Here is a 16174-nt window from a genome sequence, read left to right as displayed (position 1 = left end):
GATATCCTTGCGATCTTGCCATCCCTGTTGTCTTCGCCTTCCTTGGCGCCTACTCCTGCTCGCGGAAAACACCTCGTCCCTCCACGATAGCCTTTTTGTCCACTCCCGAACCAATCCAGACGCGGCTGCGCCAAAGCGATCGGCGCAGCCTTCGTTGCACGGATACGGGAGCAAAAAAAGCCCCGCCACATTCAGATGGCAAGGCTTGCTGTTTATTCGCGCGTTTATCACACGCATGACAAATGTTACAAGACCAGCTTCACACCGCTTGCTTTTTGCTCCAGCATTTTGGCGAGAATCGTACCGATGTGGGCGCCTGCCTCGATCGGCGACGTTCCTTGACGATGAATATTGGAGATGACCGTGCGCTCGGACTCTACCATGCCTTTGCGCGGGCGGTAGCACATGTAGGCGCTCATGGAGTGGGCCGTAACCAGACCCGGACGCTCCCCGATCAACAGCACCAGCACTTCCGGCTCCAAAATCTCGCCGATATGGTCCATGCTCGCGACGCGTCCGCCTTTGACAAAAAACGGGGTCCCGCAGCTCAAGCCGTAGCTTTTCAACGAGTCCATCAAGGAGGGAAGCACGTCTTTCAGGTTGGCCTCGACCGCGCTGGCACTCAGGCCGTCGGAGACGACGATTTGGACTTGCGGCCTTTTTTGGCAGCGCTCCTGAAGCAAGCGCACGCCTTCCTCGGTGAGAATGCGTCCCATGTCCGGGCGCTTCAAATAGTTTTCAGTGTTGTCGTACTGGGTTTCCACCGTGAACAGAGAAAACTGGTCGAGCACTTCCTGGCTGACCTCCCCGTAGACGGCATCGACTGCTGCCGCGTGGTCGCGTCGGAGTTGCAGCATCGTTTTCGTCAGCGGTCTTACCCCTGTACGCCATACGCCGATCCGGGCAGGCGTGCTGGCCAAAAGCTCCTCCAGTCCTTCCTTCCACTTCGGATTCGGGATTTGCGCCGTTCGCTCCGGCTCCGCTGGCGCGGCGTGTGTCTCCTGCGGGTGGGGGGCCACTGGTGCCAGAGTCGCTTCCTGCTGGGGCTCGGCTTTCGCTTTCGCTTCCGCCGCTGCGGCCGCTTTTGGCTCAGGTGCTTTTTCGCCCAGCTCGGCCAGCTTTTTGTGCAGCTCGGCCACCACTTTGTCTACCAAAAAATCCAACGGTTGTTCCATTCGTCATACACCCCCTCTCTTACATGAAGATTGTCGGATCGCCTGCTTTTGGCGTCAGCTTGCCGTTTTCCATGATCCCTATTTTTTCCAGCCACTGTTCAAACGCAGGTGCCGGACGGAGGCCGAGAACCTCGCGGAACGCGGCGATATCGTGGAAGCTCGTCGATTGATAGTTGAGCATGACGTCGTCCGCCATCGCCACCCCGATGACAAAGTTCACCCCTGCCGCCGAGAGCAACATCCCGAGATTGTCCATATCGTTCTGGTCAACCTTCATATGGTTCGTGTAGCATACGTCGCAGCCCATCGGCAGTCCGTGCAGCTTGCCCATGTAGTGGTCTTCCAGCCCTGCGCGGATGACCTGGCGGCTGTCGTACAAATATTCCGGCCCGATGAACCCGACAACCGTATTGACGATAAACGGATTGTACTTGCGCGCCAGTCCGTAGCAGCGCGCCTCCATCGTCACCTGGTCGATGCCGAAGTGCGCCTCGGAGGACAGCTCGGAGCCTTGGCCCGTCTCGAAGTACCAGAAGTTCGGCCCGTAGGAAGTGCCTTCCTTGCGCATCAGCTCATCGGCTTCGTCCAGCAGCTTGACGTCGATCCCGAATGCGTTGTTTCCTTTTTCGCTGCCGGCAAGGCTTTGGAAAATCAGGTCGGCCGGCGCGCCCTGACGGATCGCGCGCATCTGTGTGGTCACGTGAGCGAGTACACAGTTTTGCGTCGGAATCGCCCATTTGTCCATGACCTCTTTGGTCATGGTGAGAATGTCCTTGACGCTGTCCGCTGTATCAATGACCGGGTTGATCCCGATTACGGCGTCGCCGATTCCGTAGCTGAGTCCTTCGTACAGCGCTGCCTTGATTCCCTGCACATTATCGGACGGGTGGTTCGGCTGCACCCGCGATGCCAGGACGCCTGGCTGGCCAATCGCTGTATTGCAGTGGGTGACCACGCGAATTTTGGCCGCAGCCGCAATCAGGTCGAGGTTGCTCATCAGCTTCGCGGTAGCCGCGATCATTTCGCTGGACAAGCCGCGGCTGATGCGCTTGATCTCGCTGTCGCCCGCCTCGTGGCTCAAAATGTACTCGCGCAGCTCGGCGACGCTCCAGTTTTTGATTTCGTTGTAGATTTTTTCGTTGATGCCTGCTTCAATGACGCGGGATACCTCGTCTTCCTCCGGGGGAAGCATGGGGTTGTTGCGAATGTCGGCCAACGTCAGGTCCGCCAATACTTGCTTGGCAGCGACGCGTTCCCGGGAATCGGAAGCGGCGATTCCAGCCAGCTGGTCGCCGGATTTGTCTTCGTTTGCCTTCGCGAAAATTTCTTTCAGATCGCGAAATTGATAGGTCTGTCCAAGCACAGTCGTTTTCAAATTCATCTCGTTCCCCCCTTTGTACGTTACGCCTTCTCATCAAACGCGAGGGTTTTTACCACAACCGGGATAATCGTTCCCGAAATCGGCTCGCCCAGGTCGATATAATCGCCATACTCCACCCGCACCTGATCGATGCAAATAATCTCCGGCTCTCCCTTGCAGCGCAGCGCCAGCCCCTGCCCCAATGCTTTGGCCATGTCGGTCTCGCAGATCACGACCATCGTCCGGCTCTCGGCAAAATAATGCCGGTATTGATCCGACAGCTCCTGGGCGATCGTTTGCAGCAGCGCATACGAGCAATAGCCGATGCCGGAGATCGCGAGCGCGAACGGGATGCCTGTTGTTCGATCAAAAAGCCGTTCGCCGAGCTGGCAGATCGCCGCTACCTCCTGATGAATCCGCGCCGGGTCCGACAGTTGTTCTTCGGTAAGCTCCAGCTTGAGAATCGGAATGTTTTTGATCGGCAAAAGCTCCGGCTTGATATGCACGGTCGAGCCGCTGATTTCCGTGCTTTGCATTCCAGCCCCGATCACGGTGGCCCGCACGGTTTGCTCCGGATCGAGCCAGCGCACCGGGTACGTCCCTTTTTCCCGCTCCTGCTGTAGCACATAGCCCAGCAGCGGACCAAAATCGCCGTAGCGGCTGACATCTGCCATGCTTTTCACGGGCGGTCCCGTCATCAGCTGTCCGACCCCGCCGGAGACGGTCAGCTCCTCTACCGGAAATTCCCCGCGCAAATGCGGCCCTGCGACAAGCAAGCCCGATACGTGCCGTTCTTGGCCCGTCAAATAATCGAGCATGCTGCGGGCCATCTGCTGCGCCACTTCGGTTATTCCCGGCAGCCCGACTTTTTGCCCGACCGCGATCCGCAAGCCTTTTGCCTGTAGCCACTCCTGGATGTTCGGCGACACGTAGGTGACGACATCCTCCCGATCCAGGCGAATCAGCCTGCCGCCGACGTGAAAAGTCACCGTCGCGATCGCCCGGCCGCGCTGGAAATAAGCCGCATTGGCCGTACCGCCGCCGATATCCACGTTGACGACCGTCCCTTGCAGCGTTTGCGAGCGTTTTTCTGCGCCCGCGCCTTTGCCTGCCAGCACGCCTTCGAGGTCTGCCCCCGCCGTTGCCACGACAAAATCGCCGGATCGCTCTGCCAGCACATGCACGATATGCTGCGCGTTTTTCTTGCTGGCCGTCTCCCCGGTGATAATGACGGCCCCCGATTTGATGGACGACAGACTGATGTGTGCCTGTTCGTACTCCGCTTGCAGCAGCGCACCGATTGCTTCTGCGTCGATCTCATCAAAGCCGCGCAGCGGAGTGGCATGCACTGCGCTTGCATACAGCAGTTGACGCTCCACAATCTGGTAGCGCGGCAGCGAAAAAGTGCTGGACATGCGTCCCAGGCGCAGACGACTGACGATCATTTTGGTCGTGCTGGTCCCTACGTCGATGCCGACGCTTTGGATCCATTGTTCATCCATCGTGAACCTCCTTGAAGCCATTGGCGTGCCGGACAAGGCCCAAAAGAAAAACGCCTGAACAGCCGGAAAAATCGCTTCCGGTCTGACTCAAGCGCCTTTGCTTTGCTTCCTTTTTACTTGTTTGGCATCCTGCTGCTTTTCTAGCGGTCAGAAACATTCAGCCTTGGGAAAAAAGCGCCTCCTCGCCAGCGAGAATTTCCTCCGCGAGCTTCACAAGCGGCATGCGCCGTTGCATGCTTACTTGCTGCATCCATTTGTAAGCGGCCTCTTCCTCCAGGGAGAGGGCACTCATCAGCTTCCCTTTGGCTTTTTCCACGCATTTTCGATCCTCGATCTTCTGTTTCAGCTCGCGGATGTCTTTCTTTAACGACACGACCTTTTCCTTTTGGCTGAGCGCGATCTCCACAGCCGGAATCAGGTCATCCTCGGATACGGGCTTTACCAGATAGGCCGTTACTCCGGCTTTTCGCGCGTCGAGCACCAGTTCCTTCTGGCTGTACGCGGTCAAAAGAAGGATGGAGCAGTCCGAAAAGGAGCGGATGATCCCGCTTGCCTTGATCCCGTTGAGACCGGGCATTTTCACATCCATGATAATGAGATCGGGCTTGTGGCGATGGGCGAGTTCGACCGCCTCTTCCCCGTTTTTTGCCTCGGCCACAACCTGATAGCCTTCGTTTTCCAGCATCTCGCGCAAATCCATGCGGATAATCGGCTCGTCATCCACCACCATAATCTTCGGCTGTGTCATCTTCATCCTCCTTCTGGATCGGATAGAGAATGGTAACCTCCGTTCCGTTGCCTGTGTTGCGGAAATGCATCGTTCCCTCCAGGTCTTCCTTGACGAGCGTGTCGACGATTTTCAGGCCAAGGTGTCCTTTTTTGAGAATGTGCTCCATGTCCTCGATGCCCACCCCGTCATCGGTGACGGACAGGCTGACAAAATCCTCCTTCGAAACAAGCGCGATGGAGATTCGCCCTTCATGTCGCTCGGAAAATCCGTGAATCATGCAGTTTTGAATCAGCTCCGTGACGATTAAGGCAAAGGATGTCGCCTTGTTGGACGGCAGGTACACGGATTCCCCCGTCACGACGACGTGTATCGTTTGCTCTGAACGTCTCATCGAAGAGACGATGATTTTCGATATTTTCGTTACAATCTCTTTGAAGTCGATCTGTTCCAGACCGTCCTGCGCCAAATATTCGTGAATGATGGCGATGCTGTTGATCCGGTTGATGCTTTCCCGGTAAACCTTCTCGATCTCGTTCGACTGCGAACGCCGCATTTGCAGGCGCAGCAGGCTTGCGATCGTTTGCAGATTGTTTTTTACGCGATGGTGAATCTCTTTGATGACAGCCGATTTAATCATCAGCTGTTTTTCTTTTTCGCGGATGTCCGAAATGTCCCGGAGCAGGATGATGCCTCCGATGATATCCAGCTTGCGCACGGACGAAACCGCTTTCATCATGATAAAATGCTTTCCTTTTGACAGCTCATCCTGGATATAGCCCCCGTGACGCACGAAGTTTTCCGGGGAAACGCGCCAGGAAAAAACGCGTTCGATGCTGATGCCCTTGTCCGGCCGCTCGAAGCCGATCAAGGAGAGTAGCTTGTGGGCGCGCCCGTTGGCGTAGGTAATGGTCCCACTCTGGTCAAACAAAATCATGCCTTCGTGCAAAAGCGACGAAATCGGCATGTCGGGCACGGCGAACTGAATCAGCGTCTCGCTCAAATGCTCCGTGGTTTCCTTGAGCATCTCGACATTTTTTTCTTGTTCGACCTGCTTGGAAATATCCTGCTCGGTAATCAGCGTCCCGATCGTTTTGCCCGCAGCGTTTGTGATCGGCACGACGCTTTGGCGCATGACGACCTGCTCCTGCGAGACGCCTCTCGACCCGATCACCGGTTTGCCTGTAGTCAGGCAGTACATGACAGCGGGCTCATTGATCGCGGTTGCCAGATGCCCCACGACGGAGCCGCTGTACATGGATCGCGCGGTGGCAGGCTTGGCCTGCGCGACCACCAAAGCAGCGCTTCGGTCTACGGTCGGGCAATCAATGAACATGTCAGCCTGCGACAGATCGGCAAAAATCTGCAATTTGGAAGCGAGGTCCTCCACGATCCGGATGTCGTCCTCGCTCAATATCGTAGACGCTTTGCACAGTTCCCGTATGGATTGCATGCGAACCTCTTTTCACCTGCCAAAGTGGATAGTGCCTCCGAAACTTATTCGCTGACCATTTGGTGCAAATACGCACGCAGCTCCGATACTCCCTCACTGGTGTAGGAGGATGTCCGGAAAATTCGCGCGTCGCCCAGTGATTGGCGCAGGAAACCTTCCGCTCGTTGTACATCGGCATCGGGGTGATCCACCTTGGTGATAACTCCCAGGCACGCGTGGGGAAAGCCTTGCGAGAAGCCCGGGGGAAAGTAGTTGCGCTCGCGTGTGGCATCCTGGACCATCACCACAATGGTCGCCTCCAGCGCGGTTGCCATCAGCGTGCGGTAAAACATCGGATTTTCACTGTACTCGCCCGGCGTGTCAATCACCCAGTCCCGATATTCAAGCGCTTGCGTCTTCCTGGCTGGCTGCTCATCGTTGAACAGCGCTTTCACCAGCGAAGACTTGCCCGCTTCGATGGCCCCGATTATCATGACACGTCCTGTCATGATTTCGTCACCAATGCGGGCGTGAACCGCAGTTTCTCACTCAATACCCGATTGACCGCATCCACTGCCATCTCCACAGCAGAGACATCCCCCACGACAATCAGCGACCCGGTAAAGCGATCGAGAAATCCAAGCTCGACTCCTGCTGCCTTCGTCGCAATGTCGGCGGCAATTATCGCCGTTTCCGTCGGTGTCAGGGTCAGAATGCCAATGGCTCCGGCCTCCTTGATGCCCAGCTTGGTATAGAGCATCGGGTCAGGGTTGGCAATCACGTGAGCCAATGTGACCTGTTTTCCCGGCACAAACTCCTGTATGACCCGTGAACGTTCCTGTTCCATCGCTATCCCTCTCCTCCTGCGGCACCCGGCACCTCAAACGAATCGACGATGCCCACGATGATCGCATCAATCGGCACGCTGTTGCCCGTAAACAGAATACGGGCAGGGGTTCCGCGTGAGACGATGACCTGCTCGCCGATCCCTGCCCCGATCCTGTCGGCTGCAATGACGGTTTGCCCGCTCTCTTCGCCGCGCCAGTCAATCGGCTGGACAACCATCAGCTTGAGATTTTCCATACCGGTTTCCTTTTGGGTTGCCCACACACTGCCGATCACTTTGCCCAAAAACATGCGATCACCCTTTTCCTACATAGCTGACCGTAATGCCGCGCTCTCTCATGCTGTCATAAGCCAGCGGAGAGACAATCGCTCCTTTTTTCACGTGCAAGGTCGTATCCCGCAGCTCCGGCTGGGACTTGATCCAATCAGCCGTCAGCAGCTTGCCGGAGAACACGGCCTCCGCCTCGTCCAGGGCGGTCAGGAGCGGCTGCTCAGGCTTTGCCGCTGCTTTTTGCAGGTGGGACTTCAGCTTGGAAACGACGCGCTCAGCCAGACGCTTCTGCTCGACAAACTCCACGCCCAGCTCCTTCATCGCTTCGACATGGCGCAGGAACAGCCTTTCGTACGCTGGGGGCAGCGTCAACGTGTGCAGCGTGCGGCGGTCGGCGCGCTTGATGCCCGGCACATCGGAGCCTGCGATGACAAACTTGCCTGTCACCAGCGCGGAAAAGACGATTTCGGCCTTGATGGTGCCCTTCATGCCGGAGGCGATTCTCGCTGCATTGTCCAGATCGATCTCCGGAATGACGATTCCGTCATAATTTTTCGGCACTTCCAACGGGGCGGGAGCATACTCATCCGCTGTGAGAATTTTGTCTGCTCCCCCGCATTCGATCTTGTGCATCCCCAGCCAGGACGAGGTTTCCCCGTCCAGGAAGAGGATGTCATGGCAGATCCCGTGGTTTTTCAGGTGAATAAACTGATCCTGGTACGCCTCATGAGCCTGGCTGTCGCAAAAGACATACAGGACACGAGGCGCTTCCGGTTTCTGTTCCCTGTTCATCGAAAGCAAAATTTCTTTCGTAATGGATGCCACCATTTCTTTGATGTCCATCAAAGTTCTACCTCCGTTAGCCGGAGTAAAATTGGCCGTTCTTGCCGATCACTTTTACCCGGTCGCCCGTTTTCAAATTGGCGGCATTCCCTTCATCCAGATCGACATGGAAATCGAGCGCGAATTGCGGATGTACGCGAACCACCACATCCGGAAAGATAACAGGGCGGTCACTCTGGGTAGCCAGGATCAGCGTATCGCCATCCTTCACCTGGAACCGCTCGGCATCCGCCGGAGACATGTGAACGTGCCGCTTGGCTACAATCACACCTTTGTCCAATACGACGGTGCCTTTGGCTGTTACCAGTACCAGACCCGGAGTCCCTTCAATATCGCCAGACATCCGCACAGGCGCATGGACGCCCAGCGCAAAGCCGTCAGTCCGGGAGATTTCCACTTGTGTCGCTCCACGCGCCGGTCCCAGAACCCGCACGCCGTGAATGCTGCCTTTTGGTCCTACGATGGTCACCGTTTCCTGGCAAGCAAACTGGCCAGGCTGGGACAGATCGCGCATCGGCGTCAATTGATGGCCCGCGCCAAAAAGCTTCTCCACATCCTCTGGCGACAAATGAACGTGGCGATTGGAAACACCCAGGGGAATTTCCTGTACTGCCTCGGCAGTTTGATTGGTGGAAGGTTGCTGCTGTTGTTCTTCGAATGATTTCACTTGAATCCCTCTTCCTTTCAAGAAATCTGCCGCTGCTGGTGTGATTTTATCCCCTTTCTCCAGAAGAAAAGGGTTGGGAATGCCAGTTTTATGCATGGCTCGCAATGCTGCTTCTGTAATAACTGCCATCGAGGATTACCCTTCGAGCTTAGGCAGGATCAGTTCAATGTCTCCGTGTGGACGTGGAATGACGTGTACAGATACAAGCTCGCCTACTTTTTCGGCAGCAGCGGCGCCTGCGTCCGTGGAAGCTTTTACTGCACCTACGTCACCACGTACCATGACGGTTACGAGACCGCCACCCACGTGTACTTTGCCAATCAGTTTGACGTTCGCTGCTTTGACCATTGCGTCAGCAGCTTCAACGGCTCCTACCAAGCCCTTTGTTTCTACCATTCCCAATGCGGACATTTCTCCAGCCATTTTTTTATTCCTCCTTCATTATATGGACAATTTTTTACTATTTTAAGACGTCATTTCTGTTAAAACCGATTTAATTATGTTTTTGATCTCTTCGCGGCTCAAGCCGACATGCAGCGAAGAGACAGCTTGCAGGACCGCTTCCTCCGCCTGTGTCGCTTGCGCGGCCTGCGCGGGCGCAGACTCCGGCATTTCCCTGACACCGAACGCGACGCGCTTGATGTTGAAAAGATGCTTGGGACCGATGTTGTCGGAGGTGATGTTGTTCCCGAAAGAACCGCACCCGAGCGTAAAGGACGGCTGCACGCCAGTCGTGGCGCCGATGCCCCCGAAGGTGGTTCCGGTATTGACCGGGATGCGGGAAGCCGGCATCGCCTGGCCGTAAGATGCGATGACGTTTTCATCCTGGGCGTGAATCCCGGCGGTGTGGCCCAAGCCGCCGTGCGTGAGCAGCTCGCGGCAGCGGGCAAACGCCTCATTGTCACCCTGAACGGTGTAGAGAGCGAGAATCGGCGCCAGCTTTTCCACGGACAGCGGATACTCTTTGCCTACTCCTGTCTCTTCGGCCACCAGCACGCGCGTTTCGGCCGGAATCGAGATGCCTGCCATTTGCGCGATGACGTGCGGGGAGCGGCCGACGATTTGGGCGTTGAGCGAACCGTTGACCATGATGATGGCGGCTACTTTGGCCTTCTCGTTCTCGTCCAAGAAGTAGGCCCCTTCGCGCTTCAAAGCGGCAATCACCTGATGCTTGACCGCTTCCTCGACCACCAGTGCCTGCTCCGAGGCGCAGATGGTGCCGTAGTCAAAGGTCTTGCTCTGCACGATTCGCTTGGCAGCAGCAGCGAGGTCAGCGCTGTGGTGGATGTAGACCGGGACGTTTCCGGGTCCGACACCGTACGCAGGCTTGCCGGAGCTGTACGCGGCCCGCACCATTGGCGTACCGCCTGTGGCGAGAATCACGTTGGTCAGCTTGTGCTTCATCAGCTCGTTTGTAGCCGAAAGCGTCGGCTTGCTCACGCAATGGATCAAGCCTTCCGGCGCCCCGGCCTGCACAGCGGCCTGCGCCATCAGTCGCGCTGCTTCCAGCGTGCACCTGGCTGCCGACGGGTGCGGACTGAAGACAATCGCGTTACGCGCTTTGAGTGCGATCATCGACTTGAAAATAACCGTCGAGGTCGGGTTGGTGGACGGCACGATCCCGGCGACAATCCCTACCGGCTGGGCCACTTCCCACACCTTGTTCTCCTCGTCTTTGCGAATGATGCCAACCGTCCTCACCTCTTTGATGGAAGCGTAGACATCCTGGGCAGCGAACAAGTTTTTCATTCGTTTGTCCGGAACGTTTCCGAAGCCGGTTTCCTCCACCGCCAGAGCGGCCAATCGCTCGGCATGTTCCACGCCTGCCTTGGACATCGCTGCGATGATTCTGTCGATCTGCTCCTGGGTGTAGGTAGCAAGCTTCGCCTGCGCTTCCTTCGCCTGGGCGAGGTACGTGCGCACTTCCTGAATGGAGTACAAATCAGCGTCCAGTGTCATTCGGCTTTGTCACCTCCGCCTTGCTGCTTTGCTTCAATCAGGCGAATCAACTCTTCCTTCTTCGCCGTATGGATGTCATTGGTCGAAAGCGGGAAATCCGCAATCGAGCGGGCCAGCTTGCGCAGGTCGTTAATCGATTGCTCTGCCAGCGGTGAGGCTGGTTTTTCCTGTACAGGCTGGGGCTTGGCTTCTTCCTTCGCTTCCGAACGCATCAGATTTTTCATCATTTTGAAAACATTCTCATCCGGGCGCGGGATGACGTGGGAGTGCAGCAACCGTCCGACGCGTCTTGCTGCGTCAGCGCCGGCGTCTACGGCTGCCTGTACCGAAGAGACATCCCCGATTACGTACACGGTCACAATCCCTGCATCCGCGCCTTCATAAGTAACGACCTTGACGTCTGCCGCTTTTGCAGCAGCATCGGCGGCCGCGATGAGCGCGGGCAAGCCCAGCGTCTCAATCATGCCCAGTGAGTATGCATGAGCGCGCATATCCATTCCTCCCCTTCAAGAGGGAAAATCCCTGTTATCGTTTGACTGGCTGTCGGGCGACGTCTCTTACGGCATCGGCAAAGGCAGCGGCTGCTGCGGTGCATGCCGATTGGCTTCCTGTAAGCAGCGCTCCCCCGAAGTTGGTTTCCGTGGGCGGACCAAAAAACTGCACCATCTGTACATCTGCTGCCTTGAGAGCAGAATCGATCCCGTACACGGCTTCAAGCGGCGGAGCGATCAGATAGGCGAGCGGCTCCCCTTCCCTGATGCCGGCAAGCCCGGACAAGTAGCTGCCCGTCCGCGACACGACATGTGCGTAATACGCATGCGTCCCCTCTTCATTCAACGAGTAAAAGCATGCCCCGCTTTCCATGAAGGCAACGGCTGCATCAATACCGCTCTGGACCTCCGATGGCGTCGCTCCTCCGATGATGCCGATGAACTCGCCGGACAACGGACCGGAAGCGTGCCCAGAGCCTGCGTAAAACGACTTGGCGTAAATCACTTCGACGGCTGCCTTTTTTGTCGCCTCGTCCATGGCTGTATAGCCCACATCGTCAATGGTGGAGGTGAGCATTCCCACACTCCGGATAGAGGGAGGCAGGTTCAGCTTCTCCGCTAATTGTGGATCGACGTTGGGAATCATTCGAATCGCAAGCGGCGTCGCTCGAATGGGTTTTTCCATGCGTGTCACACTCCTTTCCGACCCCTTCCCTTTTCCAAACGCAAAAAAAGGTGCCTACACACGAGAGAACAAGACTCCGTGTTCCAGGGCACCTTTGCCTTTTATCTATTCACTTGTTCGGATCCATTCACGCCAGTGGTGTGATCTGATTCCTGCTTCTACTGTAAGACAGGGCAGGAAAAAATGCAAGCGGTTTCGGTATTTGCGTCTGGCGCATGGCGTCGCTTTCTTGTTTGGACGTGTATCAGACGTGCGATCCCTCCGGTACGTGGGAGCGAATCAGGTCCATGAAAATCTCCAATGCTCGCGTCTGAAACTCGTTCGATTTCGTCACCAGCGAAAAATCCCGCGTCACGGGCGTTCCCGTGACTTTCAACGTGCAGAGCGTCCCCAATTGTCGCTCTTTGCGGATCGCCCAATAGGACAAGAGACTGATTCCGAGGCCGGCTTCTACCGATTCCTTAATCACCTGCGTACTGCCGAACTCCATTCGTTTCGGAGGCTGGAATTGGAGCTGGCGAAACATCTTTTCCGCCGCTTCCCTCGTCCCCGAGCCTTCCTCCCGCACAATCCACGTTTCCTGCATCAGCTCGCTGATCTCCACCGTTTCTTGGCCCGCCAGCCGATGACGGGGAGAGGCGATCACGTACATGCGATCGTCGGCAAACGGCTCGATGCACATCTTTTCATTCACGTACTCCCCCTCCACGATCCCGACATCCAGCTGCCGGGTCGCTACCAGGTCAGCGATGACCGTGGAATTGTGTATCGTGATCGTCGGCGTAATCAAGGGATAATCCTTGCGTAGCCGTGCAATCACGTGAGGCAACACGTACTCGCCATACGTATAGCTGGCGCCAATCGTCAAACGTCCGCTCGGCGTGCTCATCAAATCGTCGACCAGGCTCTGCATACGCGTGTACAGCCCTAAAATTTCCCGTGCATGATGATAGACGATCTCCCCTGCCTTATTCAGCCTGACGTATTTGTTGCTGCGTTCCAGCAGCTTCGTTCCAATCGCCCGCTCCAGCGAGAGAATGTATTGGCTGACGGCTGGCTGCGTCATGTGCAATTCTTCGGCGGCCCGCGAAAAATTTTGCCTGTCTGCGACCGTGACAAACACGCGCAGTTGCTGATCCATGCAGCATCCCCTCTCCTTTCCCAACAGCTTCCCAATAACTATATAGATTTACTTATTATCATCATTGTAATGATTTATTTTTCTTATGGTAAGCATTGTTTTATGCTTGGTTTGTCAAATTCGTTCGAGGAGTGATCGCAATTGGCTTCTCCGCTGTATAAAAGCACGGCATGGAACGACAGCAGCCAGACTTCTGTCCTGCCCGACAGCGAGCAAAAAAACAAGCCTGCCCCATTCTCCTTGTGGCTCGGCGGTGTCGCCTTCACCTTCGTCATCGCGCTCCTGGGCTACGGGTTATCTACTATACCCGGCTTGGATCGGGTCGGGCCATTGGCCTGCGCCATCCTGATCGCCGTAGCCTATCGCCAGTTTTGGGGATACCCGGAAATGCTTCGTTCCGGGATTCAGTTTTCCGCCAAGCGCTTGCTGCGATTCGCCATCATTTTGTACGGTCTGAAGCTGAATGTTGCCGTCGTTTGGCAGCAAGGTCTGGGGCTTCTCGCCTACGACGCAATCGTTATCGTTTTTTCTATCGCGCTTACCGTGCTGATCGCCCGGTGGCTGAAAGCCGATCCCTCGCTCTCGCTCATGCTCGGCGTAGGAACCGGAGTCTGTGGAGCAGCGGCCATTGCCGCCGTATCGCCGCTCATCCAGGCCAAAGAAGAGGATACGGCCATTGGCGTGGGCATCATCGCGCTCGTCGGCACCCTTTTCGCGATTGCCTACACCATCCTGCGCCCATTTCTGCCCATATCCGCAGTCGAATACGGCATGTGGTCGGGCATCAGCCTGCATGAAATCGCTCATGTCGCACTCGCTGCCGCACCTGCCGGACAAGATGCCTTGGCGATGGGACTGTTGGCCAAGCTGGGACGGGTGCTGCTTTTGGTGCCGCTCTGTTTTCTCTTGATGTTCTGGATGAAGCGAACAAATTGCAACGGGAAAAGGCAAGGCGCAGCCCACATCGCATTTCCCTGGTTTTTGTTCGGCTTTCTGGCGATGAGCCTGCTCGGAAGCTACGTGCTCGGCAAGCATCTCCCCGTCTCCGAAGCCTTCCACACCAGCGTGTCCCAATTGACTACCTTTGTCCTGACCATGGCGATGGTCGGTCTCGGACTGAACGTCAACCTGCGTGCCCTGCGCACAAAAGCGGCCAAGCCGCTGATCGCCATGTCCATTACCTCGTTTTTGTTGACCGCGCTCTCCTACGTGCTGATCTAGTTTGTGGAAAAGCCAGCGTCGTCTGACTCGCAGCCAGACGTTTTGGATGGATAAGGACAAAGCTTATCCCCATATGTTGATAATAGTGTGCACATCTCATCTGGAGGCGTCCCTATGTCGAGTCGCTCTTTCAAAGCTCGTCCGAACATCCTGTTGATCCTGGTCGATCAGGAGCGGTACCCGCCCGCCTACGAGGAAGCCCCTGTGCGGGCCTGGCGTGAAGCAGCGCTTCCCGCTCATTCGTTTTTGCGCCGCCATGGCCTGGAGTTCCGGCGCCATTACGCCGGCGCGACAGCCTGCTCCCCCAGCAGGGCCACGCTGTTTACCGGGCAGTACCCGTCCCTGCACGGCGTCACCCAGACGAGCGGCGCCGCCAAGCGTTCCCCTGACAGCGACATGTTTTGGCTCGATGAAAACACGGTTCCTACCATAGGCGACTACTTCCGCGCGCTCGGCTACCGCACGTATTACAAAGGCAAATGGCACATATCCGATCGCGATATCTGGATACCGGGCACGCATCTGCCCATCCTGAGCTACGATTCCGGCACAGGCATGCCCGACCCGGAAAAAGAGCGGCTGTACTCGCTCGCCAATCGGCTGGACGACTACGGCTTTTCCGGCTGGATCGGCCCTGAGCCGCACGGCAGAGCCCCGCACAATTCAGGCTCCTCCGCCGCCATCGGCGTAAACGGCCGGGACGTGGTGTACGGCAGCGAGGTTGTCAGCCTGCTCGGATGGCTCGATCAGGAAAAAAGTCGGCTCACACGCCCGGAGACGTACCAGCCGTGGCTCATCGTCGCTTCTTTTGTCAATCCACACGATATTGCCCTCTATGGGGATATCTCGGCACAGATTCCGCTTTTTCGCTTTGAAGTAGAGCCATCCGTGCCCGCAATCGCCCCGCCGCCGACCCGGCATGAATCGCTTGCGACGAAGCCGCGCTGTCAGGCGAGCTATCGCGAGGTTTATCCACAAGCGTTCCAACCGATCTCCGACGAAGCTTTTTACCGCCGTTTGTACTACCAGCTGCAAAAAAATGCCGATCACCAGATCATGCGGGTGCTGCAAGCGTTGACGGCCACATCCTTTTACCCGGAAACGCTGATTTTGTTCACATCCGACCACGGCGAGCTGCTGGGAGCGCACGGCGGGCTCCATCAAAAATGGTATTCCGCCTACGAGGAAGCGATCCACCTCCCGCTCCTCATCCACAATCCGCTGCTTTTTCCACAGCCGCTGTCTACCGAAAGGCTGACCAGCCATGTGGATATTCTCCCCACTCTGCTCGGCTGTGCCCATGCGGACGTGGACGCCATTTCCGTGGAATTGCAGCTGACTCACAGCGAAGTCCGCCGACTGGTAGGGAATGATTGGTCCGCGCTGATTCTCGGTGGCGGCGAAACGGCTCCAAACGATACCGGGCCTCTGTATTTCATGTCGGAGGATGATGTGACAAACGGACAGCATCAAGTTAGCCTGCTCGGCCAGCCCTACCGTTCCGTCATCGAGCCGAACCGCATCGAAACCGTCATCGCCTATCTGCCGACTGCTTTACATGGACACCGGGAGCTGTGGAAATACTCCCGTTACTTCGCAGCGCCCCCATCGCCTGCCGGGTATTCCCCGGTCATCGCACCCGAATACGAATTGTACAATCTCACAACAGATCCAGAGGAAACATGCAATCTCGCTGCTCCGGTTCATGCCACGCCCGCCGTCGAGCCTGTTCGCCGCCAGATGGAGCGACTGCTCGACGAACAACGAAAACAGAAACGGCTCACGCCTTGACCCCCTTCGTTCCACACGTCAGCGCACGATCTTTTCACATTGGCCAGCTTTCGCGAAGCTGTC

General features: G+C 56.7%; 17 protein-coding genes. 2 read left to right on the top strand and 15 right to left on the bottom strand.

Annotated features, from left to right (window positions below; translation table 11 throughout):
- Positions 1 to 245: 245 nt before the first annotated feature.
- From eutC to ACTHO6_RS04090, 15 genes are all read right to left on the bottom strand, one after another.
- Complete coding sequence (eutC, locus tag ACTHO6_RS04160; RefSeq protein ID WP_440239672.1) at positions 246 to 1175, bottom strand: ethanolamine ammonia-lyase subunit EutC; 930 nt, start codon at positions 1173 to 1175, stop codon at positions 246 to 248.
- 19 nt (positions 1176 to 1194) lie between these two features.
- Positions 1195 to 2556: an ethanolamine ammonia-lyase subunit EutB gene (locus ACTHO6_RS04155; RefSeq protein WP_440239670.1), complete on the bottom strand. Its 1362-nt coding sequence runs from the start codon at positions 2554 to 2556 to the stop codon at positions 1195 to 1197.
- Positions 2557 to 2576: 20 nt separating this feature from the next.
- The gene (locus ACTHO6_RS04150; protein ID WP_440239668.1) at positions 2577 to 4037 is read right to left on the bottom strand and encodes an ethanolamine ammonia-lyase reactivating factor EutA; all 1461 of its coding nucleotides are present in this window, start codon (positions 4035 to 4037) and stop codon (positions 2577 to 2579) included.
- A gap of 157 nt (positions 4038 to 4194) precedes the next feature.
- Positions 4195 to 4791, bottom strand: coding sequence for an ANTAR domain-containing response regulator (locus tag ACTHO6_RS04145; RefSeq protein ID WP_440239666.1), 597 nt, complete (start codon positions 4789 to 4791; stop codon positions 4195 to 4197).
- Positions 4754 to 6217 carry a sensor histidine kinase gene (locus ACTHO6_RS04140; RefSeq protein ID WP_440239664.1) on the bottom strand — a complete coding sequence of 488 codons (1464 nt, stop codon included), beginning with the start codon at positions 6215 to 6217 and terminating at the stop codon, positions 4754 to 4756. Before ACTHO6_RS04140 ends, ACTHO6_RS04145 begins: the two co-directional genes overlap by 38 nt.
- Before the next feature lie 44 nt (positions 6218 to 6261).
- Positions 6262 to 6705 (bottom strand): EutP/PduV family microcompartment system protein, encoded by a 444-nt coding sequence (locus ACTHO6_RS04135; protein ID WP_440239662.1) that lies wholly within the window; start codon positions 6703 to 6705, stop codon positions 6262 to 6264.
- The gene (gene eutS, locus ACTHO6_RS04130; protein WP_440239660.1) at positions 6702 to 7043 is read right to left on the bottom strand and encodes an ethanolamine utilization microcompartment protein EutS; all 342 of its coding nucleotides are present in this window, start codon (positions 7041 to 7043) and stop codon (positions 6702 to 6704) included. The genes ACTHO6_RS04135 and eutS overlap by 4 nt, the downstream gene beginning before the upstream one ends.
- A gap of 2 nt (positions 7044 to 7045) precedes the next feature.
- A complete protein-coding gene (locus tag ACTHO6_RS04125; RefSeq protein WP_005827520.1) occupies positions 7046 to 7333 on the bottom strand; it encodes a EutN/CcmL family microcompartment protein in 288 nt (95 codons plus the stop codon).
- A gap of 4 nt (positions 7334 to 7337) precedes the next feature.
- Positions 7338 to 8156 carry a hypothetical protein gene (locus ACTHO6_RS04120; RefSeq protein WP_440239658.1) on the bottom strand — a complete coding sequence of 273 codons (819 nt, stop codon included), beginning with the start codon at positions 8154 to 8156 and terminating at the stop codon, positions 7338 to 7340.
- A gap of 16 nt (positions 8157 to 8172) precedes the next feature.
- Positions 8173 to 8952, bottom strand: a complete 780-nt coding sequence (gene pduL, locus ACTHO6_RS04115; RefSeq protein ID WP_440239656.1) for a phosphate propanoyltransferase — start codon at positions 8950 to 8952, stop codon at positions 8173 to 8175.
- A gap of 6 nt (positions 8953 to 8958) precedes the next feature.
- Positions 8959 to 9246 (bottom strand): ethanolamine utilization microcompartment protein EutM, encoded by a 288-nt coding sequence (gene eutM / locus ACTHO6_RS04110; RefSeq protein ID WP_005827515.1) that lies wholly within the window; start codon positions 9244 to 9246, stop codon positions 8959 to 8961.
- Positions 9247 to 9288: 42 nt separating this feature from the next.
- Positions 9289 to 10782, bottom strand: a complete 1494-nt coding sequence (locus tag ACTHO6_RS04105) for an acetaldehyde dehydrogenase (acetylating) (RefSeq protein ID WP_440239653.1) — start codon at positions 10780 to 10782, stop codon at positions 9289 to 9291.
- A complete protein-coding gene (locus tag ACTHO6_RS04100; protein ID WP_440239651.1) occupies positions 10779 to 11273 on the bottom strand; it encodes a BMC domain-containing protein in 495 nt (164 codons plus the stop codon). Before ACTHO6_RS04100 ends, ACTHO6_RS04105 begins: the two co-directional genes overlap by 4 nt.
- 34 nt (positions 11274 to 11307) lie before the next feature.
- Positions 11308 to 11958: an ethanolamine utilization microcompartment protein EutL gene (gene eutL / locus ACTHO6_RS04095; protein ID WP_440239649.1), complete on the bottom strand. Its 651-nt coding sequence runs from the start codon at positions 11956 to 11958 to the stop codon at positions 11308 to 11310.
- 244 nt (positions 11959 to 12202) lie between these two features.
- Complete coding sequence (locus ACTHO6_RS04090) at positions 12203 to 13099, bottom strand: LysR family transcriptional regulator (protein WP_440239647.1); 897 nt, start codon at positions 13097 to 13099, stop codon at positions 12203 to 12205.
- A 141-nt stretch (positions 13100 to 13240) separates the two neighbouring features.
- Here ACTHO6_RS04090 and ACTHO6_RS04085 point away from each other — a divergent pair, with 141 nt between their 5' ends.
- Both ACTHO6_RS04085 and ACTHO6_RS04080 read left to right on the top strand, forming a co-directional pair.
- Entirely contained in the window at positions 13241 to 14320 is a 1080-nt protein-coding gene (locus tag ACTHO6_RS04085) for a YeiH family protein (RefSeq protein WP_440239645.1), read from the top strand.
- Between the two features lie 114 nt (positions 14321 to 14434).
- Positions 14435 to 16111 carry a sulfatase-like hydrolase/transferase gene (locus ACTHO6_RS04080; protein ID WP_440239643.1) on the top strand — a complete coding sequence of 559 codons (1677 nt, stop codon included), beginning with the start codon at positions 14435 to 14437 and terminating at the stop codon, positions 16109 to 16111.
- Positions 16112 to 16174: the final 63 nt, after the last annotated feature.

Origin of the sequence: Brevibacillus sp. SAFN-007a (assembly GCF_051967035.1) — a bacterium.
GTDB lineage: Bacteria > Bacillota > Bacilli > Brevibacillales > Brevibacillaceae > Brevibacillus.
This window is presented reverse-complemented; position numbering and strand designations above follow the sequence as displayed.

Bases quoted from the DNA above. Each gene is read 5' to 3' on its own strand.
- eutC (WP_440239672.1), bottom strand. From the start codon at position 1,175: ATGGAACAACCGTTGGATTTTTTGGTAGACAAAGTGGTGGCCGAGCTG.
- ACTHO6_RS04155 (WP_440239670.1), bottom strand. From the start codon at position 2,556: ATGAATTTGAAAACGACTGTGCTTGGACAGACCTATCAATTTCGCGAT.
- ACTHO6_RS04150 (WP_440239668.1), bottom strand. From the start codon at position 4,037: ATGGATGAACAATGGATCCAAAGCGTCGGCATCGACGTAGGGACCAGC.
- ACTHO6_RS04145 (WP_440239666.1), bottom strand. From the start codon at position 4,791: ATGAAGATGACACAGCCGAAGATTATGGTGGTGGATGACGAGCCGATT.
- ACTHO6_RS04140 (WP_440239664.1), bottom strand. From the start codon at position 6,217: ATGCAATCCATACGGGAACTGTGCAAAGCGTCTACGATATTGAGCGAG.
- ACTHO6_RS04135 (WP_440239662.1), bottom strand. From the start codon at position 6,705: ATGACAGGACGTGTCATGATAATCGGGGCCATCGAAGCGGGCAAGTCT.
- eutS (WP_440239660.1), bottom strand. From the start codon at position 7,043: ATGGAACAGGAACGTTCACGGGTCATACAGGAGTTTGTGCCGGGAAAA.
- ACTHO6_RS04125 (WP_005827520.1), bottom strand. From the start codon at position 7,333: ATGTTTTTGGGCAAAGTGATCGGCAGTGTGTGGGCAACCCAAAAGGAA.
- ACTHO6_RS04120 (WP_440239658.1), bottom strand. From the start codon at position 8,156: ATGGACATCAAAGAAATGGTGGCATCCATTACGAAAGAAATTTTGCTT.
- pduL (WP_440239656.1), bottom strand. From the start codon at position 8,952: ATGGCAGTTATTACAGAAGCAGCATTGCGAGCCATGCATAAAACTGGC.
- eutM (WP_005827515.1), bottom strand. From the start codon at position 9,246: ATGGCTGGAGAAATGTCCGCATTGGGAATGGTAGAAACAAAGGGCTTG.
- ACTHO6_RS04105 (WP_440239653.1), bottom strand. From the start codon at position 10,782: ATGACACTGGACGCTGATTTGTACTCCATTCAGGAAGTGCGCACGTAC.
- ACTHO6_RS04100 (WP_440239651.1), bottom strand. From the start codon at position 11,273: ATGCGCGCTCATGCATACTCACTGGGCATGATTGAGACGCTGGGCTTG.
- eutL (WP_440239649.1), bottom strand. From the start codon at position 11,958: ATGGAAAAACCCATTCGAGCGACGCCGCTTGCGATTCGAATGATTCCC.
- ACTHO6_RS04090 (WP_440239647.1), bottom strand. From the start codon at position 13,099: ATGGATCAGCAACTGCGCGTGTTTGTCACGGTCGCAGACAGGCAAAAT.
- ACTHO6_RS04080 (WP_440239643.1), top strand. From the start codon at position 14,435: ATGTCGAGTCGCTCTTTCAAAGCTCGTCCGAACATCCTGTTGATCCTG.